Source organism: Helicobacter pylori SA221C, assembly GCF_000476855.1.
GTDB lineage: Bacteria > Campylobacterota > Campylobacteria > Campylobacterales > Helicobacteraceae > Helicobacter > Helicobacter pylori_DK.
The window spans coordinates 1-19281 of the sequence record NZ_CBPT010000017.1 but is presented as its reverse complement, the minus strand read 5'-3'; the positions used below and the strand labels follow the sequence as shown (position 1 = coordinate 19281).

General features: G+C 38.9%; 20 protein-coding genes and 1 pseudogene. 19 read left to right on the top strand and 2 right to left on the bottom strand.

Annotation, left to right across the window (positions count from 1 at the left end):
- Positions 1-14 precede the first annotated feature (14 nt).
- The 18 genes from atpA (at position 15) to QU01_RS06990 (ending at position 16484) form a co-directional block, all read left to right on the top strand.
- A complete protein-coding gene (gene atpA / locus QU01_RS07075) occupies positions 15-1526 on the top strand; it encodes a F0F1 ATP synthase subunit alpha (protein ID WP_000080506.1) in 1512 nt (503 codons plus the stop codon).
- A gap of 14 nt (positions 1527-1540) precedes the next feature.
- Positions 1541-2446, top strand: a complete 906-nt coding sequence (gene atpG / locus QU01_RS07070; RefSeq protein ID WP_000002223.1) for an ATP synthase F1 subunit gamma — start codon at positions 1541-1543, stop codon at positions 2444-2446.
- Positions 2447-2478: 32 nt separating this feature from the next.
- The gene (gene atpD, locus QU01_RS07065) at positions 2479-3879 is read left to right on the top strand and encodes a F0F1 ATP synthase subunit beta (protein WP_001861912.1); all 1401 of its coding nucleotides are present in this window, start codon (positions 2479-2481) and stop codon (positions 3877-3879) included.
- A 10-nt stretch (positions 3880-3889) separates the two neighbouring features.
- The gene (atpC, locus tag QU01_RS07060; RefSeq protein WP_001196331.1) at positions 3890-4261 is read left to right on the top strand and encodes an ATP synthase F1 subunit epsilon; all 372 of its coding nucleotides are present in this window, start codon (positions 3890-3892) and stop codon (positions 4259-4261) included.
- 10 nt (positions 4262-4271) lie between these two features.
- Positions 4272-4841 (top strand): MotA/TolQ/ExbB proton channel family protein, encoded by a 570-nt coding sequence (locus QU01_RS07055; RefSeq protein WP_033763180.1) that lies wholly within the window; start codon positions 4272-4274, stop codon positions 4839-4841.
- Between the two features lie 52 nt (positions 4842-4893).
- Complete coding sequence (locus QU01_RS07050) at positions 4894-5295, top strand: ExbD/TolR family protein (RefSeq protein ID WP_001105106.1); 402 nt, start codon at positions 4894-4896, stop codon at positions 5293-5295.
- A gap of 18 nt (positions 5296-5313) precedes the next feature.
- Positions 5314-6162: an energy transducer TonB gene (locus QU01_RS07045; RefSeq protein WP_033763178.1), complete on the top strand. Its 849-nt coding sequence runs from the start codon at positions 5314-5316 to the stop codon at positions 6160-6162.
- The gene (gene tolB, locus QU01_RS07040; protein WP_033763177.1) at positions 6159-7412 is read left to right on the top strand and encodes a Tol-Pal system protein TolB; all 1254 of its coding nucleotides are present in this window, start codon (positions 6159-6161) and stop codon (positions 7410-7412) included. Before QU01_RS07045 ends, tolB begins: the two co-directional genes overlap by 4 nt.
- A 66-nt stretch (positions 7413-7478) precedes the next feature.
- The gene (locus QU01_RS07035) at positions 7479-8018 is read left to right on the top strand and encodes an outer membrane protein Omp18 (RefSeq protein ID WP_000831149.1); all 540 of its coding nucleotides are present in this window, start codon (positions 7479-7481) and stop codon (positions 8016-8018) included.
- Between the two features lie 7 nt (positions 8019-8025).
- Complete coding sequence (locus QU01_RS07030; protein ID WP_033763174.1) at positions 8026-9021, top strand: tetratricopeptide repeat protein; 996 nt, start codon at positions 8026-8028, stop codon at positions 9019-9021.
- On the top strand, positions 9008-9565 hold the full coding sequence (locus QU01_RS07025; RefSeq protein WP_001179287.1) for an FKBP-type peptidyl-prolyl cis-trans isomerase: 558 nt from the start codon (positions 9008-9010) through the stop codon (positions 9563-9565). Before QU01_RS07030 ends, QU01_RS07025 begins: the two co-directional genes overlap by 14 nt.
- Before the next feature lie 31 nt (positions 9566-9596).
- Complete coding sequence (locus QU01_RS07020; RefSeq protein WP_001088955.1) at positions 9597-9803, top strand: hypothetical protein; 207 nt, start codon at positions 9597-9599, stop codon at positions 9801-9803.
- A 63-nt stretch (positions 9804-9866) separates the two neighbouring features.
- The gene (locus tag QU01_RS07015) at positions 9867-10070 is read left to right on the top strand and encodes a flagellar biosynthesis anti-sigma factor FlgM (protein WP_001864146.1); all 204 of its coding nucleotides are present in this window, start codon (positions 9867-9869) and stop codon (positions 10068-10070) included.
- Between the two features lie 142 nt (positions 10071-10212).
- Positions 10213-11169, top strand: coding sequence for a DNA cytosine methyltransferase (gene dcm, locus QU01_RS07010; protein WP_195742659.1), 957 nt, complete (start codon positions 10213-10215; stop codon positions 11167-11169).
- A 131-nt stretch (positions 11170-11300) separates the two neighbouring features.
- Positions 11301-11735, top strand: a complete 435-nt coding sequence (locus tag QU01_RS07005) for a hypothetical protein (RefSeq protein WP_024118014.1) — start codon at positions 11301-11303, stop codon at positions 11733-11735.
- Position 11736: 1 nt separating this feature from the next.
- The gene (gene flgK, locus QU01_RS07000) at positions 11737-13557 is read left to right on the top strand and encodes a flagellar hook-associated protein FlgK (protein ID WP_000508881.1); all 1821 of its coding nucleotides are present in this window, start codon (positions 11737-11739) and stop codon (positions 13555-13557) included.
- A gap of 187 nt (positions 13558-13744) precedes the next feature.
- A complete protein-coding gene (gene ggt, locus QU01_RS06995; RefSeq protein ID WP_033763169.1) occupies positions 13745-15448 on the top strand; it encodes a gamma-glutamyltransferase in 1704 nt (567 codons plus the stop codon).
- 265 nt (positions 15449-15713) lie between these two features.
- Positions 15714-16484 (top strand): HP1117 family Sel1-like repeat protein, encoded by a 771-nt coding sequence (locus QU01_RS06990; RefSeq protein ID WP_033763166.1) that lies wholly within the window; start codon positions 15714-15716, stop codon positions 16482-16484.
- 3 nt (positions 16485-16487) lie between these two features.
- Here QU01_RS06990 and QU01_RS08480 read toward each other — a convergent pair.
- Both QU01_RS08480 and QU01_RS08320 read right to left on the bottom strand, forming a co-directional pair.
- Positions 16488-16728 (bottom strand): annotated as a pseudogene (locus QU01_RS08480) (hypothetical protein).
- The gene (locus tag QU01_RS08320) at positions 16725-16925 is read right to left on the bottom strand and encodes a hypothetical protein (RefSeq protein ID WP_033763165.1); all 201 of its coding nucleotides are present in this window, start codon (positions 16923-16925) and stop codon (positions 16725-16727) included. Before QU01_RS08320 ends, QU01_RS08480 begins: the two are co-directional and overlap by 4 nt.
- On the opposite strand from QU01_RS08320, the gene QU01_RS06980 reads away from it, so the two are divergent.
- Entirely contained in the window at positions 16894-19272 is a 2379-nt protein-coding gene (locus QU01_RS06980; protein WP_411326681.1) for a DUF3519 domain-containing protein, read from the top strand. The two genes, QU01_RS08320 and QU01_RS06980, sit on opposite strands and share 32 nt — an antisense overlap.
- Positions 19273-19281 lie beyond the last annotated feature (9 nt).

Genomic DNA, 19281 nt, shown 5'->3' with positions numbered 1-19281 from the left:
AGGAGATAAAGATAATGTCCCAACTAAAATTGGAAGAAATCAGCTCGGTTATTGAAGAAAAAATCAAGAATTTTGAACTTGATTGCGATATGGCTGAAGTAGGAAAAGTCGTTTCATACGCTGATGGTGTGGCTAAGGTTTATGGCTTAAATGGTGTGATGTCGTATGAAGTGCTGGAGTTTGAAACAGGGGATAAAGGCGTTGCGGCTAACTTAGAAGAAGATAGCGTTGGCGTGATTGTGTTTGGTTTTGGCAACAATATTAAAGAGGGGACTAGCGTTAAACGCACGAAGAGTTTGATGAAAGTTCCTGTTGGCGATGCGGTTGTAGGGCGTGTGCTAAACGCTTTGGGTGAGCCTATTGATGGCAAGGGTGAGATAGAAACGAATGAGTTTAGCCTAATAGAGCAAAAAGCTCCGGGTATTATGGACAGAAAATCTGTGCATGAGCCTTTACAAACTGGCATTAAAGCCATTGATGCGTTGGTGCCTATTGGGCGCGGACAAAGGGAATTGATTATTGGGGATAAACAAACCGGTAAAACCACCGTAGCGATCGATGCGATCATTAACCAAAAAGGGCAAAATGTGATCTGTATCTATGTGGCTATTGGGCAAAAAGAATCCACTGTCGCGCAAGTGGTCCGCAAATTAGAAGAATACGGGGCGATGGAATACAGCGTCGTGATCAACGCTTCGGCTTCAGATTCAGCTGCAATGCAATATTTAGCCCCTTATTCAGGTGTGGCTATGGGGGAATACTTTAGAGATCATGCCCGCCATGCCCTAATCATTTATGATGATTTGAGTAAGCATGCTGTCGCTTACAGAGAGATTTCTTTGATTTTGAGAAGACCCCCAGGTAGGGAGGCTTTTCCTGGAGATGTGTTTTATATCCACTCACGGCTTTTAGAAAGAGCGGCTAAACTTTGCGATGAAAAGGGTGCCGGCTCTTTGACCGCGCTCCCTATTGTGGAAACTCAAGCGGGCGATGTTTCAGCTTATATCCCTACGAATATCATTTCTATTACAGACGGGCAAATTTTCTTAGAAACGGATTTGTTTTATTCAGGGATCCGTCCGGCTATCAATGTGGGCTTGTCGGTTTCAAGGGTTGGAGGGGCCGCTCAAATCAAAGCGACCAAGCAGGTTTCAGGGACTTTGCGCTTGGATCTAGCACAATACAGAGAGTTGCAAGCCTTCACGCAATTCGCTTCTGATTTAGATGAAGCGAGTAAAAAGCAATTAGAAAGGGGGCAACGCATGGTAGAAGTGCTGAAACAAGCCCCTTATTCGCCCTTGCCTATTGAAAAGCAAGTGGTCATTATTTATGCTGGGGCTAAGGGCTTTTTAGATAGCGTGAGCGTGAAAAAAGTCGTGGATTTTGAAGAACAACTGCACCCTTTCTTGGAAGCAAAATACCCTCAAGTTTTAGAAGAAATCCACACTAAAAAAGCACTAGATAAGGATTTAGAAGCCATGCTAAGAAAAGTCTTAGAGGAATTCAAGCTCACTTATAGCGAGTAGGAGACGGCTAGAATATGGCGAATTTAAGAGACATTAGAAAGAAAATTGGAAGCGTTAAAAACACGCAAAAAATCACGCATGCGATGAAACTCGTTTCCACTTCCAAGCTAAGAAAAGCTGAAGAAGTTGCAAGAAATTCCAGAGCGTATGCAATGAAACTAGACGCTGTGTTTGATGATGTGCTGTCTAAAATGAAAAATCAAGGGATTGAAGACATTCAAAGCAAGTATTTTAGGGAATTAGAAAGACTTGAAATCAAAAAAGTGGATATTATTTTTATCACAGCCGATAAGGGGCTTTGTGGGGGCTTTAACACCAATACCATTAAAAAAGTTTTAGCATGCACGAATGAATACAAAGAAAAAGACATTAAAGTGCGTTTGCGCGGTATTGGCAAAAAGGGTAATGAGTATTTTAGCTTTAACGGGATAGAGGTTTTAGACAAGATCAATAATTTAAGCTCTATGCCTAATTATGAACGCGCGCAGGAATTCATGAAAAAAGTGGTAGAGGATTATTTGAGTGGGAAAACCGATAAGGTGATCATCATTCATAATGGCTTTAAAAACATGATCACTCAAGAAATAAGAGTCAAAACAATTTTGCCTATTGGGTATAAAATCATCCACCAAAACCCTCAGCCTAGTGAGACGCAAGAGACTATTACCAGTGAGCCAAGCGGGAGTGAAGATGAAATTTTAGACTCTTTAGCAGAAAAATATGTGGAGTATAGTTTATACTACGCTTTGATTGATTCTTTAGCCGCAGAGCATAGCGCTAGAATGCAGGCTATGGATACAGCGACAAATAACGCTAAAGATTTGGTTAAAACTTTAACCATTTCTTACAATAAAGCCAGACAAGAGGCGATTACGACCGAGCTAGTAGAAATCAATGCTGGCGTAGAAGCCCTAAAATAAAAATTACATTAAAATAAGGAGCGATGAAAGCGATGGAAGGTAAAATCATTCAGGTTTTAGGCCCTGTGGTAGATGTGGAATTTGAATCCTATTTACCGGCGATTTTTGAAGCGTTAGACATTAATTTTGAAGTTAATGGCGTTCAAAAATCTTTAGTTTTAGAGGTGGCAGCCCATTTGGGTGGTAATCGGGTGCGAGCGATTGCTATGGATATGACAGAAGGCTTAGTGCGTAACCAAGCAGTCAAAGCTCGTGGCAAAATGATTGAAGTGCCTGTGGGCGAAGAAGTGTTAGGGCGTATTTTTAATGTTGTGGGCGAGAGCATTGACAATTTAGAACCTCTTAAGCCGTCCTTAACTTGGCCTATTCACAGAAAAGCCCCTAGTTTTGAGCAGCAAAGCACCAAGACAGAAATGTTTGAAACCGGTATTAAAGTCATTGACTTGCTCGCACCTTATTCTAAGGGCGGTAAAGTAGGCTTGTTTGGCGGGGCTGGCGTAGGGAAAACAGTGATCATTATGGAGCTTATCCATAATGTGGCTTATAAGCATAACGGGTATTCGGTGTTTGCAGGTGTAGGGGAACGCACCAGAGAAGGGAACGATCTGTATTTTGAGATGAAAGAAGGGGGCGTTTTAGACAAAGTCGCTCTGTGTTATGGGCAAATGAATGAGCCACCAGGCGCGAGAAACCGCATCGCATTCACCGGCTTGACGATGGCGGAGTATTTTCGTGATGAAAAGGGCTTAGATGTGTTGATGTTTATTGACAATATCTTTAGATACGCTCAAAGCGGTGCGGAAATGAGTGCACTATTAGGCCGTATCCCTTCAGCCGTAGGGTATCAGCCCACGCTAGCCGGGGAAATGGGGAAACTTCAAGAGCGTATCGCTTCCACTAAAAATGGCTCTATCACTTCGGTTCAAGCGGTGTATGTGCCGGCCGATGACTTAACTGACCCAGCTCCTGCTTCGGTGTTTGCACATTTAGATGCGACTACGGTATTGAATAGAAAGATTGCTGAAAAAGGGATTTATCCGGCGGTGGATCCTTTGGATTCCACTTCAAGGATTTTAAGCCCTCAAATGATCGGCGAGAAGCACTATGAAATCGCTACCGGTATCCAGCAGGTTTTGCAAAAATACAAGGATTTGCAAGACATTATTGCGATTTTGGGATTGGACGAATTGAGCGAAGAGGATAAAAAAACGGTTGAAAGGGCTAGAAAAATTGAGAAGTTTTTATCCCAGCCGTTTTTTGTGGCTGAAGTGTTTACAGGAAGTCCTGGTAAGTATGTGACTCTCCAAGAGACTTTAGAGGGCTTTGGAGGGATTTTAGAGGGTAAATACGATCATATTCCTGAAAACGCATTTTACATGGTGGGCAGCATTCAAGAGGTTTTAGAAAAAGCTAAAAACATGAAAAATTCCTAAGGGTTTTGTGATGGCTTTGTTGAAAATTAGTGTGGTAGTTCCTGAGGGGGAAGTTTATACAGGAGAGGTTAAAAGCGTTGTGTTGCCAGGAGTTGAAGGGGAATTTGGGGTGCTTTATGGGCATAGCAACATGATCACCTTGCTTCAGGCGGGAGTGGTTGAGATTGAAACCGAAAACCAAAAAGAGCACATTGCGATCAATTGGGGCTATGCAGAAGTTACTAATGAACGCGTGGATATTTTAGCCGATGGGGCGGTCTTTATTAAAAAAGAATCAGACGACAGAGATGATGCTATCTCTAGGGCTAAAAAGCTTTTAGAGGACGCAAGCTCTGACAGGTTAGCGGTCTCTAGCGTGCTGGCTAAAATTGAGTCTCTTTAAGGGGATAATCATGTTAGATTCAATCGTTTATTTTTTCAATAAGAGTGGGTTTGTTACCACGCTTGTTTTAGTTTGGATTTCGCTTTATTTGGTGATGACTTTATGGGTCTTTTTGTATAAGAGCATTGTGTTAAAGATTGAACTCAAGCGCGAGATGCAATCTTTGTCTAACATTCTTAATGGGGCGCAAGACGCTCCAGAGCATTTCATGTTTAATAAAAAAAGAAATGATGAAACCAAAAGGTATTCTAATGAATTGTTGCAGGCTTGGAAACACCAGGTTCTTAAGCAAAGCACGACGGGTTTAGTGGTATTGAGCATCATCTCTTCTACAGCCCCCTTTATTGGTTTGTTTGGAACGGTAGTTGAAATTTTAGAAGCGTTTAACAATTTGGGCGCGTTAGGTCAGGCTTCTTTTGGGGTGATCGCACCCATTATTTCTAAGGCTCTTATCGCCACCGCTGCAGGTATTTTAGCGGCCATTCCAGCCTATTCTTTTTACTTGATTTTAAAACGCAAGGTGTATGATTTATCGGTTTATGTGCAGATGCAAGTGGATATTTTGTCTTTTAAAAAATAAAGCTTTTAAGGGGATTTTATAAATATCTTAAATAGGGAGTTAGAAGGTTTTTATGAATTATGATAACTATTGGGATGAAGACAAGCCAGAACTCAATATCACGCCTTTAGTGGATGTGATGCTTGTTTTATTGGCTATTCTTATGGTAACGACGCCCACTCTTACTTATAAAGAAGAGATTGCTTTGCCTTCTGGTTCAAAAACTGCTAGAGCCACTCAAGATAAAATGATAGAGATCCGCATGGATAAAGACGCAAAAATCTATATAGATAGTCAAACCTATGAATACAACTCTTTCCCGGATACTTTCAACTTGCTTTCTAAGAAATACGATAAAGATACTAGGGTTAGTATCCGCGCGGACAAACGATTGACTTATGACAAAGTGATTTATTTGCTAAAAACGATTAAAGAAGCGGGTTTTTTAAAAGTTTCTTTAATCACAAGTCCTTAAAAAGTAGGGCTAATTTGCATGAGTAAGAGTGCGATCTTTGTTGTTTCTGGCTTTTTGGCGTTCTTGCTCTATGCTTTGTTATTATATGGTTTGTTGCTAGAAAGGCATAATAAAGAAGCGGAGAAAATCCTTTTAGATTTGGGCAAAAAAAACGAACAAGCCATTGATTTGAATTTAGAAGATTTGCCAAGCGATGAAAAAAAAGATGAAAAAGCAGCTGAAAAAGTAGAAGAAAAAAAAGATGAAAAAGTAGAAGAAAAAAAAGATGAAAAAGTAGTTGAAAAAAACGCAACTGATAAGGAGGGCGATTTTATTGATCCTAAAGAACAAGAAGAAAGCCTTGAAGATATTTTTTCTTCACTCAATGATTTTCAAGAAAAGACAGACAAAAACGCTCAAAAAGAAGAGCAAAAAAATGAGCAAGAAGAAGAGCAAAGGCGTTTAAAAGAACAGCAACGCTTAAAGCAAAACCAAAAAAATCAAGAGATGTTGAAAGGTTTGCAACAGAATTTGGATCAATTCGCACAAAAACTAGAAAGCGTTAAAAACAAAACTTTAGATCTGCAAATTCCTAAACAAGATGGGGTTGATGAAAAGGCTTACCAAGAGTGGTATGCTCAAATCTATCAAATTTTATATAAAGGTTGGAAAGGGGTTTTTTATCACAAGGCTTCAGTGAGCGCGTTGATTATGATCACTAAAGATGGGGAGTTTGATTATACCATTCTTAGCTACTCTGATTTTAAGGATTATAACAAGAGTGTGATGACCCTTTTAAATGATTTAAAGAAAGTGGATTTCCCCCCATACCCGGGAGGAAACATGATTTCTATTCAAGTTAATTTCACCACTAAGGAAGAACAATGAGATATTTATGGCTTTTTTTAATACACACTATAGGGCTTTTTGCAACAGATAAAACACTAGATATTATTAAAACCATTCAAAAACTTCCTAAGATTGAAGTGCGCTACTCTATAGATAACGATGCCAATTACGCTTTAAAATTGCATGAAGTCTTGGCGAATGATTTAAAGACTAGCCAGCATTTTGATGTTTCTCAAAACAAGGATCAAGGCGCTATCAATTACGCAGAACTCAAGGATAAAAAAGTCCATCTTGTAGCGCTGGTGAGTGTGGCTTTAGAAAACGGCAATAAAATTTCACGATTAAAACTTTATGATGTCAATACAAGCGCTCTTGTTAAAACTTTTGACTACCCCATTTTAAGCGCTGATCTATACCCTTTTGCAGCGCACAACATGGCCATTGTGGTGAATGATTATTTAAAAGCCCCTTCTATCGCTTGGATGAAGCGCCTTATTGTTTTTTCTAAATACATTGGACCAGGAATCACAAACATCGCCTTAGCCGATTATACGATGCGTTATCAAAAAGAAATCATCAAAAACAATAGGCTCAATATTTTCCCTAAATGGGCGAACGCTGAACAAACGGAGTTTTATTACACGCAGTATGGCGAAAGAACGCCCATGATTTTAAAATACAACATTCAAAAAGCCACTCATGAGAATATCGCTAGCTCTCAAGGAATGGCTGTGGTCTCTAGCGTGAGTTCTGATGGCTCTAAAATCTTAATGTCTTTAGCCCCTGATGGCCAACCGGATGTGTATTTGTATGACACGCATAAAAAAACTAAAACTAAAATAACGCGCTATCCTGGGATAGATGTTTCAGGAGTGTTTTTAGAAGATGACAAGTCTATGGCTTTTGTTTCGGATAGATCCGGCTATCCTAACATCTACATGAAGAAATTGGGCTTAAAAGAGAGCGCGGAGCAACTCCTTTATGAAGGAAGAAGCAATGAATCCATTGACGCTTATAAAGATAGTATTGTGTATGTGAGCCGGGAAAACCTTAATGAATTTGGCAAAACGGTGTTTAATTTGAATCTGATCACTCTAAACAGCAAGTATATCCGCAGGCTTACCGTGAATGGCTCTAACCAGATGCCTCGTTTTTCTACGGATGGGAGAAATATCATGTATATCAAAAAGACACCCCAAGAATACGCCATGGGGCTTATTTTGCTAGACTATAATCAGAGTTTTTTATTCCCTTTAAAGAATGTGAAAATACAAGCCTTTGATTGGTAAGGTTAAATTAAGCGAATGTGAGTTAATATTTACACTTATTAAAATTTGATTCTTGGAGAATTTATAATGAAGAGATCTTCTGTATTTAGTTTCTTGGTAGCTTTTTTATTGGTAGCTGGCTGTAGTCATAAAATGGACAATAAGACTGTGGCTGGCGATGTGAGCGCTAAAACGGTTCAGACTGCACCTGTTACTACAGAGCCAGCTCCAGAGAAAGAAGAGCCTAAACAAGAGCCAGCTCCAGTGGTTGAAGAAAAACCGGCTATTGAGAGCGGGACTATCATCGCTTCTATTTATTTTGATTTTGACAAATATGAAATCAAAGAATCCGATCAAGAGACTTTAGATGAGATCGTGCAAAAAGCTAAAGAAAACCACATGCAGGTGCTTTTGGAAGGCAATACCGATGAATTTGGCTCTAGCGAATACAACCAAGCGCTTGGCGTTAAAAGGACTTTGAGCGTGAAAAACGCTTTAGTCATTAAAGGGGTAGAAAAAGATATGATCAAAACCATCAGTTTTGGTGAAACCAAACCCAAATGCACCCAAAAAACTAGAGAATGTTACAAAGAAAACAGAAGGGTGGATGTCAAATTAGTGAAGTAATTCTAGGATGAAAAGGCTTTTTTTTATCCCTTTTATCGCTCCTTTTTTTCTCAATGGGGAGCCTTCAGCGTTTGATTTACAAAGCGGAGCTACTAAAAAAGAACTCAAGCAGTTGCAAGTCAATAGTAAGAATTTTTCTAATATTTTGACCAAAATCCATTCGCAAGTAGAGGCTAACACTCAAGCTCAAGAGGGTCTAAGGAGCGTTTATGAAGGGCAGGCTAATAAGATTAAAGATCTCAATAACGCTATCCTTTCCCAAGAAGAATCCTTGCGAGCCTTAAAAGCTTCGCAAGAAGTGCAGGCTAACACATTAAAGCAGCAATCGCAAACTTTAGAGGATTTGAGGAATGAGATTCGCGCTAACCAGCAAGCTATCCAGCAGTTAGACAAGCAAAATAAAGAGATGAGTGAATTATTGACCAAGTTAAGCCAGGATTTGGTTTCACAAATTGCCTTAATCCAAAAAGCCCTCAAAGAACAAGAGGAAAAAGCTGAAAAGCCGCTCAAACCAAGCGTTCCGGCCAATAAAAACCCCTCTTTAAAAGCCGAAGCCCCAAAAAATCAAGAGAAAAAAACCCAAGAAAAGGCGAAAGTTGAGTTTGATAAAGATCTGTCCAAGCAAAAAGAGATCTTTCAAGAAGCCCTGTCTTTTTTTAGAAACAAATCCTATGCAGAAGCTAAAGAGCGTTTGTTGTGGTTAGAAGCCAATAGTTACCGACTTTATTATGTGCGTTATGTTCTTGGAGAAGTGGCTTATGGAGAAAAGAGATACAGAGAAGCGATCAAGTATTACAAAGAGAGCGCTCTTTTAAATAAAAAAGCGTCTTACATGCCTGTGCTTTTGTGGCATACGGCATGGTCGTTTAAAAAAATCAAAGACGATCAAAACTATTATAAATTTTTAAACACTTTGCAACACTTGTATCCTTCAAGCGAACAAGCTAAAATGGCACAAAAAATCTTAGAAAACAAGGAGAAACACCACCATGCAAAACCATGATTTAGAGTCAATCAAACAAGCCGCTTTGATTGAATATGAAGTGAGAGAACAAGGCTCTAGCGAAGTGCTAGATGGCAATATTTCTAAAGAGCCTTTAGAGTTTATTATAGGCGCTAATCAAATCATAGCAGGGTTAGAAAAGGCGGTACTAAAGGCTCAAATTGGCGAGTGGGAAGAGGTTGTCATCGCCCCAGAGGAAGCTTATGGGGTTTATGAAAGCAGCTATTTGCAAGAAGTTCCTAGAGATCAATTTGAAGGCATTGAATTAGAAAAAGGCATGAGTGTTTTTGGGCAAACTGAAGACAATCAAACCATTCAAGCCACTATCAAAGACTTTAGCAACACGCATGTGATGGTGGATTATAACCACCCGTTAGCCGGGAAAACTTTGGCGTTTCGTTTCAAGGTTTTAGGCTTTAGGGAAGTGAGCGAAGAAGAAATTTTAGCTTCACACCATGGCGGTGGGACAGGTTGCTGTGGCGGTCATGGGGGTCATGGCGGGAAGAAAGGTGGGGGTTGTGGTTGCTCATGTTCGCATGGGTAGTAAGGTATAGGAGTCTTTAAAAGGCAAGGTCATGAATAGTTCTAACCTCAAAAATTGGCTATTCCCTACCATTTGCTTTTTTTTGTTTTGTTATATTTTAATTTTTTTGATGTTTTTTATGTTTAAAAGTTTGCAATCGCAATCGTTTGGCTCTGTGGCAGAAACTGGAAAAAAACCCATTACCACCACCAAGAAATTTGGTAAGGAATTGCAAAAACAGATTTCAAAAATCCATTAACTTTTTTTCTTTTTTGCCGATACTTGCTGTAATGGAATGAATATCAAATTAAAGGATTTTACAATGATTAATGCCGTTTCTTCTCTTGCTCCGGTGCAGTCTTTGGGGAATTATAAGCGTGTGGAAAAGAATGAAAAAGTTGAAAACAATGAGGCCGCTCTTGATAGGGTAGCTGAGATCAAGAAAGCGATTGAAAATAACCAGTATAAAATCAACTTGCATGAGACTTCTCACAAAATGGCACAGGATTTATTGGGGATAAGCTAGGGGGTTTAAGGGCTTCATTTCTAGGGGGTTTATTCTTGCTGTGATTTTGCTTTTCATTAAATTTTAGTTTCTCTGTGTTTTAAAATGAGTTTGTTGCTTTCTTAAATAGGGCGTGTTTTTTTTGTGTGTCAGGAATGATTGATTGGGAATTTTAACTTTTATGGATTTTTGTTCTGGTATTGGTGGAGGCCGTTTGGGCTTGGAGCGATGCCATTTAAAATGCGTAGGGCATGCAGAAATCAATCATGAAGCCCTTAGGACTTATGAATTATTTTTTAAAGATACCCATAATTTTGGGGATTTGATGCGAATCAATCCTAATGATTTGCCCGATTTTGATGCGTTAGTTAGCGGGTTTCCTTGTCAAGCTTTTTCTATTAATGGCAAAAGGAAGGGGCTTGAAGATGAAAGAGGGACGATTATTTACGGGCTTATTCGTATCTTAAAAGTCAAACAGCCCAAATGTTTCTTGCTTGAAAATGTTAAGGGCTTGATCAATCATAATAAAAAGGCAACTTTTAATATTATTATAAAAGCCTTGCAAGAAGCGGACTATACAACTTATTATCAAATTTTAAACAGCGCTGATTTCCAATTAGCCCAAAAGAGGGAACGCCTTTATATCGTAGGGTTTAGGAAGGATTTGAAACACCCATTTCATTTCCCTTTAGGTTTAGCCAATGATTATTGTTTTAACAATTTTTTAGACGCTGGCAATGAATGCTATTTGGATGTGAGTAACGCTATTTTTCAAAGATACTTGCACAACCCATACAACCACAACCGGGTTTCTTTAGAGGATATTTTAACTTTAGAAAACGCCGTTTTAGACACAAGACAATCTGATTTAAGGTTGTATTTTAATGTTTTTCCTACTTTAAGGACTTCTCGGCATGGCTTGTTTTATATTCAAAAAGGCAAAATCAAAAGATTAAACGCTATTGAAAGCTTGCTTTTACAAGGATTTCCTAGGGATTTGATCGCTAAGATTAAAAATAATCCACATTTTAAAGAAAGCCATTTATTATCCCAAGCGGGGAATGCGATGAGCGTGAATGTGATTGCTGCTATCGCTAAGCAAATGTTAAAGGCGATTTAATAAGGGAGCTTTAAGGGGAAAATGATTTCAAAATACCCCCTATCCCCTTAAGAAATTGAGTTTTATAATAAAACTAAAAATGGCATAGTATTTGCTTGAATACGGCTGAAACAAGAGCTAAAGGATTTGTTATGGTCGTTTTACATTCTCATTTAGAAAACGCGCTCAACCAATTGAAAGAATTGATTGATTTAACGGAGCACGATATAAGAGACATCAAGCTCGCTAAACACACCGAAATTTTTGAAAGAAACCATCAAAAACAGCTAGCGATTCAAGCTTTTGAGAAAGAAAAAGCGAATATAGATGCGCAAATGTTGTCTTTAAAAAATCAATTCCCTAATAAAGAAATGAGTGAATTGCTAGACGAAAAAACGAGCGATTTTTTAAACCAAATGCGAGAGTCCTTGCTTGCTTTGAAAGAAAAAAACTTGATTTATTCGCGCATGGCGTTTGCGGTTTCTGAGTTTTATTCTTCGCTCATCCAACAAATCATCCCCCATGACACTTGCGACTATAAAGGCTCTAGGCATGTGGGGAGCCATTTTTTAAGAGTGCAGGCGTAAAATGGGCGGAATCTTATCTTCACTCAACACTTCTTACACCGGCTTGCAAGCCCATCAGAGCATGGTGGATGTTACCGGGAATAATATTTCTAACGCTAGCGATGAATTTTATAGCCGTCAGCGCGTGATTGCAAAGCCCCAAGCGGCCTATATGTATGGCACTAAAAATGTGAATATGGGCGTGGATGTAGAAGCCATTGAAAGGGTGCATGATGAGTTTGTTTTTGCTCGTTACACGAAGGCTAATTACGAAAACACTTATTACGATACAGAGTTTTCGCATTTAAAAGAAGCGAGCGCGTATTTTCCGGACATTGATGAAGCGAGCCTTTTTACGGATTTGCAAGATTATTTTAACTCATGGAAAGAATTGTCTAAAAACGCCAAAGACTCCGCTCAAAAACAGGCTCTCGCTCAAAAAACAGAAGCTTTAACGCACAACATTAAAGACACTAGAGAAAGATTAACGACCTTACAGCACAAGGCGAGCGAAGAATTAAAAAGCGTTATCAAAGAAGTCAATAGCTTGGGTTCTCAAATCGCTGAGATCAACAAACGCATTAAAGAAGTGGAAAACAACAAGAGCTTAAAGCATGCCAATGAATTAAGGGATAAGCGAGATGAGTTAGAATTCCATTTGCGAGAGCTTTTAGGGGGGAATGTTTTTAAAAGTAGCATTAAAACTCATTCGCTCACAGATAAAGACTCAGCGGATTTTGATGAGAGCTATAACCTTAATATTGGGCATGGGTTCAATATTATTGATGGTTCTATTTTCCATCCTTTAGTGGTTAAAGAATCCGAAAATAAAGGGGGTTTGAACCAAATCTATTTTCAAAGCGATGATTTTAAGCTCACTAATATTACCGACAAGCTCAATCAAGGGAAAGTGGGGGCGTTATTGAATGTGTATAATGACGGCTCTAACGGGACTTTAAAGGGCAAATTACAAGATTATATTGATTTGTTGGATTCTTTTGCTAGGGGCTTGATAGAATCCACGAATGCGATTTACGCTCAAAGTGCGAGTCATCATATTGAAGGCGAGCCTGTGGAGTTTAACAGCGATGAAGCCTTTAAAGACACGAACTACAATATCAAAAACGGCTCGTTTGATCTTATAGCTTACAACACCGATGGTAAAGAAATCGCCAGAAAAACCATTGCTATCACGCCCATTACAACCATGAACGATATTATCCAAGCCATTAACGCTAACACCGATGACAATCAGGACAATAACACCGAAAACGACTTTGATGATTATTTCACAGCGAGCTTTAACAATGAGACTAAAAAGTTTGTTATCCAGCCTAAAAACGCTTCGCAAGGGTTGTTTGTTTCTATGAAAGATAACGGCACGAATTTTATGGGAGCGTTAAAACTCAACCCTTTTTTTCAAGGCGATGACGCTTCTAATATCAGCTTGAATAAAGAATATAAAAAAGAGCCTACCACTATCCGCCCATGGCTTGCCCCCATTAACGGGAATTTTGATGTGGCGAACATGATGCAGCAATTGCAATACGACAGCGTGGATTTTTATAACGACAAGTTTGACATTAAACCAATGAAAATCAGCGAGTTTTATCAATTTTTAACCGGTAAAATCAACACGGACGCTGAAAAATCAGGGCGTATTTTGGACACTAAAAAGAGCATGTTAGAAACCATTAAAAAAGAGCAACTCTCTATTTCACAAGTGAGCGTGGATGAAGAAATGGTGAATCTAATCAAGTTTCAAAGTGGCTATGCGGCTAACGCTAAAGTCATTACCGCTATTGATCGGATGATAGACACTTTATTGGGGATTAAACAATAAGTTTTCTACCCATAGCGTTTTGATCAAATGAGCCTTATTTAACTTATTTTTTAAACTCTATTTATTTTAAAACTCATTAACGATAATGCTTAATAGCAATTATAAGCTATAAGCGAGAGGGTGTTTTGTAAAGCTTGTGTTATAATAACAACGAAATTTTAAGCGTAACTGATTGAAAGGAAAACAGATGAGACGGAGTTTTTTAAAGACGATTGGCTTGGGCGTGATAGCACTCTCTTTGGGTTTGTTAAGCCCTTTGAGCGCGGCGAGTTACCCGCCCATTAAAAACACTAAAGTAGGCTTAGCCCTTTCTAGCCACCCGCTAGCCACTGAAATTGGGCAAAAGGTTTTAGAAGATGGGGGTAATGCGATTGATGCGGCTGTAGCGATAGGTTTTGCTCTAGCAGTAGTCCATCCGGCAGCAGGCAATATTGGTGGTGGGGGTTTTGCGGTTATCCATTTAGCTAATGGTGAAAATGTTGCCTTAGATTTTAGAGAAAAAGCCCCCTTGAAAGCCACTAAAAACATGTTTTTAGACAAGCAAGGCAATGTAGTCCCTAAACTCAGTGAAGATGGCTATTTGGCGGCTGGGGTTCCTGGAACGGTGGCGGGCATGGAAGCGATGTTGAAAAAATACGGCACCAAAAAACTATCGCAACTCATTGATCCTGCCATTAAATTGGCTGAAAATGGTTATGCGATTTCACAAAGACAAGCAGAAACCCTAAAAGAAGCGAGGGAGCGGTTTTTAAAATACAGTTCTAGCAAAAAGTATTTTTTTAAAAAAGGGCATCTTGATTATCAAGAAGGGGATTTATTTGTCCAAAAAGATTTAGCCAAGACTTTGAATCAAATCAAAACGCTAGGCGCTAAAGGCTTTTATCAAGGGCAAGTCGCTGAGCTTATTGAGAAAGACATGAAAAAGAATGGAGGGATTATCACTAAAGAAGATTTAGCCAGTTACAATGTGAAATGGCGCAAACCCGTGGTAGGGAGTTATCGTGGGTATAAGATCATTTCTATGTCGCCGCCAAGTTCGGGAGGCACGCATTTGATCCAGATTTTAAATGTCATGGAAAATGCGGATTTAAGCACCCTTGGGTATGGGGCTTCTAAGAATATCCATATCGCTGCAGAAGCGATGCGCCAAGCTTATGCGGATAGATCGGTTTATATGGGAGACGCTGATTTTGTTTCGGTGCCGGTGGATAAATTGATTAATAAAGCGTATGCCAAAAAGATTTTTGACACTATCCAGCCAGATACGGTTACGCCAAGCTCTCAAATCAAACCAGGAATGGGGCAGTTGCACGAGGGGAGCAACACCACGCATTATTCTGTAGCGGACAGGTGGGGGAATGCAGTCAGTGTTACTTACACTATTAACGCTTCTTATGGAAGCGCTGCTAGTATTGATGGGGCAGGGTTTTTATTGAACAATGAAATGGATGATTTTTCCATAAAACCAGGAAACCCTAATCTCTATGGTTTAGTGGGGGGCGATGCGAATGCGATTGAAGCCAATAAACGCCCTTTAAGCTCCATGTCGCCTACGATCGTGTTGAAAAACAATAAGGTTTTTTTGGTGGTGGGAAGCCCTGGAGGGTCTAGGATTATCACTACGGTGTTGCAAGTGATTTCCAATGTCATTGATTATAATATGAATATTTCTGAAGCGGTCTCAGCCCCTAGATTCCACATGCAATGGCTCCCTGATGAATTAAGGATTGAAAAGTTTGGCATGCCCACTGATGTGAAAGACAATCTCACTAAAATGGGCTATCAAATCGTTACCAAGCCGGTTATGGGCGATGTGAACGCGATCCAAGTTTTGCCTAAAACTAAGGGGAGCGTTTTCTATGGGGCAACGGATCCAAGGAAAGAATTTTAATTCTTTGTCATATACAGGTTTTTAATCCTATTTAGCCTTATTTTTTTGGGAGAGGGGCTTTTTAGCGAGAAAATCTTAAATTTAGTTTTAAAATTCATAAAAATAGTGTAAAATTTCTCATTACAAGAGACGATATCAGATCTAAAATGGTGTATGCAGAATGGAGTTTGAGAATGTTTGCTGGTTTTAGAACGCATGCAGTTTCTTTTTTAAGATTAATAGCCATTGGCATTATGTTTGATCTTATTAAAGCAGAGGAGTAACAATGGGATACGCAAGCAAATTAGCCTTGAAGATTTGTTTGGCAAGTTTATGTTTGTTTAGCGTTCTTGGTGCAGAACACCTTGAACAAAAAAGGAATTTTATTTATAAAGGGGAGGAAGCCTATAATAGTAAGGAATATGAGCGGGCGGCTTCTTTTTATAAGAGCGCTATTAAAAATGGCGAGCCGCTTGCTTATGTTCTTTTAGGGATCATGTATGAAAATGGTAGGGGTGTGCCTAAAGATTACAAGAAAGCGGCTGAATATTTTCAAAAAGCGGTTGATAACGATATACCTAGAGGGTATAACAATTTAGGTGTGATGTATAAAGAGGGTAGGGGCGTGCCTAAAGATGAAAAGAAAGCCGTGGAATATTTTAGAATAGCTACAGAGAAAGGCTATACTAACGCCTATATAAACTTAGGCATCATGTATATGGAGGGTAGGGGCGTTCCAAGCAACTATGCGAAAGCGACAGAGTGCTTTAGAAAAGCGATGCATAAGGGTAATGTAGAAGCTTATATCCTTTTAGGGGATATTTATTATAGTGGGAATGATCAATTGGGTATTGAGCCAGATAAAGATAAGGCTATTGTTTATTATAAAATGGCGGCTGATATGAGTTCTTCTAGGGCTTATGAAGGGTTATCAGAGTCTTATCGGTATGGGTTAGGTGTGGAAAAAGATAAGCAAAAGGCTGAAGAATACATGCAAAAAGCATGCGATTTTGACATTGATAAAAATTGTAAGAAAAAGAATACTTCAAGCCGATAATTCTCAAACTTGGGCTTGATTCAAGGGTTTTTGTTTGATGCTAAGTAGCGTGTTTTTTGAACAATTGATTTGAAGCGATAGATTAAAGATATTGCATTTTTCATGGCTAAGTGGCTTCCTACCAAAAACTTTAGCTAAAAAACATTGCTTGCTATAATTTTGCTGTTTGTCTTGCCTAAATACTCCCCCTGCCTTAACAAATCTCTAAATTTAAAAACTCCAAACAATAGCGAGCGGTTTTCATAAGCTTTTTAAGAATGATGCTAAGATCGCCGAAAGCCTAAAGCCAGCCACAACGAAAAATTTAAGCCAAGGTTTAGCGACCACTTTAAGCGGAGCGTTAAAATACCAATGGACTAAATTCACGCTAGGGACAATATACCGCAACGCGCCCGATCGCATTTTAGGGATTAAATTACCTAAAGCCTTGAACGAAGCCACCGCAGGAGCGGCCTTAAAGTATCACATAAAACGCGCGCTTGAAAGAAGTCACAGCATAAGCGAGTTTAGTAAGCAATTAGAACTAAGCGCTAAAAATTCTAAATTCACTAACAACACGCTTAAAATCATTGAAGAGCTTAATAACGGAATCAAACAAGCGAGCGATGAAATCAAAGAAAAAGCGCGCGATTTTTCTAATCAAAAACTCACTAACGAGCAAATCAAAGAATTATTAAATAACGCAGAAATCCCTACAAGCGGGAGAGACGCGATCACTTTTGGAGTGAATAACCTAAACCCTGAAATTGTTGAATTCCTACACAAAAACAACAAGAAAATGATTATAGAAAAAGCCTCTAACAAAGAATTAGAACTTTTAAAAGACGCTCACTTTAAGCACCCTGAAAACATAAGAGCGAGTTTAGATCATGATGCTATCACTCACATACTCAAAAGGCATGGCGTTAATTCTGTTAATGTTAGAAATGGAGAGATCCCTATTACGAACGAAGATATAGCGAATTACAGATATATCGTTAATAACGCTGATGCAATTCTTAGGACTTTAGACAAACACGATAAAGAGGCTATAACGGCGTTTAAACAAGTTAACGGCTATGCGGTAGTCGTGGAGCAAGCGATCAATAAGAAAAATGAATTAGCTTTAAAAACAATGTATAAGAACAATGGGAGTTATAAAAATAATGAAGTTTATAAAGAATTTTCAAGCACCTCACTCGACGCTGATGCGAAGGTGTGCCATAGGTTGAGTTCCTATAGTGGTGCTACAGAGAATCCTACACAAAAAGACTTAACCAGTCAAGAGGATTTATTAAAAACAAGCGAAAATTTAAACGAAACCACCCAAGAAGTTAAAAATTTAAGCCCCTTAGAACAAGCGAACGCCGAAAAGCTTGCCAAGTTAGAAAGCGAGAAGCTAGAAAGCGAAAAAGAGTTTTTAAAAGCTAAAGAGCAAGAAAATGCGCGTAAAGCCGCATTAAAAAAGAAATTAGAACACGAGCGAGGCAATGCAGGCAACATTGAAAGCCAGACTAAAATAGAAGTAGGAGAAGATATCCCTACAAAAACGCAAGAGCAATTACCCAAAAGCCGAGTAAGGCTAAACGAAAGAGAGATTTACGATCTAGATTATGCGATCGTGAAAGCCAAAGACTTAAAGCCGAGTTTTACCACAGGCGGAACGCAAAAGAGAACGGACATGAACGAAGAGCAGATCAAAAGCATTTCAAACAATTTTGACCCTAAAAAGATATTCGGTAGTGGAGGGTTTGAAGATTTACCCATCATTCTACATGATGGGCAAGTGATCGCAGGAAACCACCGCATACAAGGCATGCTGAATTTCACGCCTAAGAGTAGAGAAACTTACGAGAAAGCGATAAAAGAATACTATAACATAGACTTGAAACCGGACGAGTTATTAGTGCGAGTGCCACACAATAGATTAAACAACACCGAGATCAACAATTTAGCGGCTTCATCTAATCAAGGACGATTCAATAGCGAAAGCGATCATGCGATAGCGGTTTTAAGCCACTATGAAGCGAAATTGAAAGAATTAGACAAAAAATTAGACGCTGATAGCATTTATTCTTTAAAAAATATCGTTGCTAAAAATTTGAATTTTGATAAAGCCACTCATCCTAATATAGGCGATAGTAATTTAGCGTTGCTTATGTTTAACATGCCAAGGACGAAAACGCAAGGGATAGAATTACTCAACCGCTGGCAAAAAGTTTTTTCAAACGATATTAAAAGCTATGAAAAAGTAAAAAAAATGTTTGTAGATAACGCCGGAAGTTTCCACAATTTAATCCACGACATGAATTTTCCTAATGTGAGTTTAAACGCTTATTTAAGCGACATAATGGATCGCAGTTTTGCCAATTTAAAGAATTATCAAACCACAAGCGAGAGCCTGAAAGATTTGAGCGAAAAATTCTATAAAACGAGTTCTTTAGAAATGTTTGAAAAGAGCGATCAAACTACAAGCGATATTAGCGAGATTTTAGGAGGTGCGATCGCACGATTTGCGAGGTTTGATGATCCTTCTAAAGCGTTATTTGAAGCTTTAAAGAGCGATAACATTAAAAAAGGTTTGAAAGATTTCAAGATCGCAGATGTTACCAAAGACATGTTTAACCCTGATAGTAAAGAATTTAAGGATATTGATATTTACGACTTCACGCATTACCTTTTAATGGCTAATAGAGAGCCAAACGAAAACAACCCTACCTTAAAGCGCTTGATAGAAGCCGTAAAGGACATGCAAAAAGAAAGCGAGAAAGGGATAAAAAAACCAAAGCTTGAAAAAGTCAAGGAGTAAGAAATGATA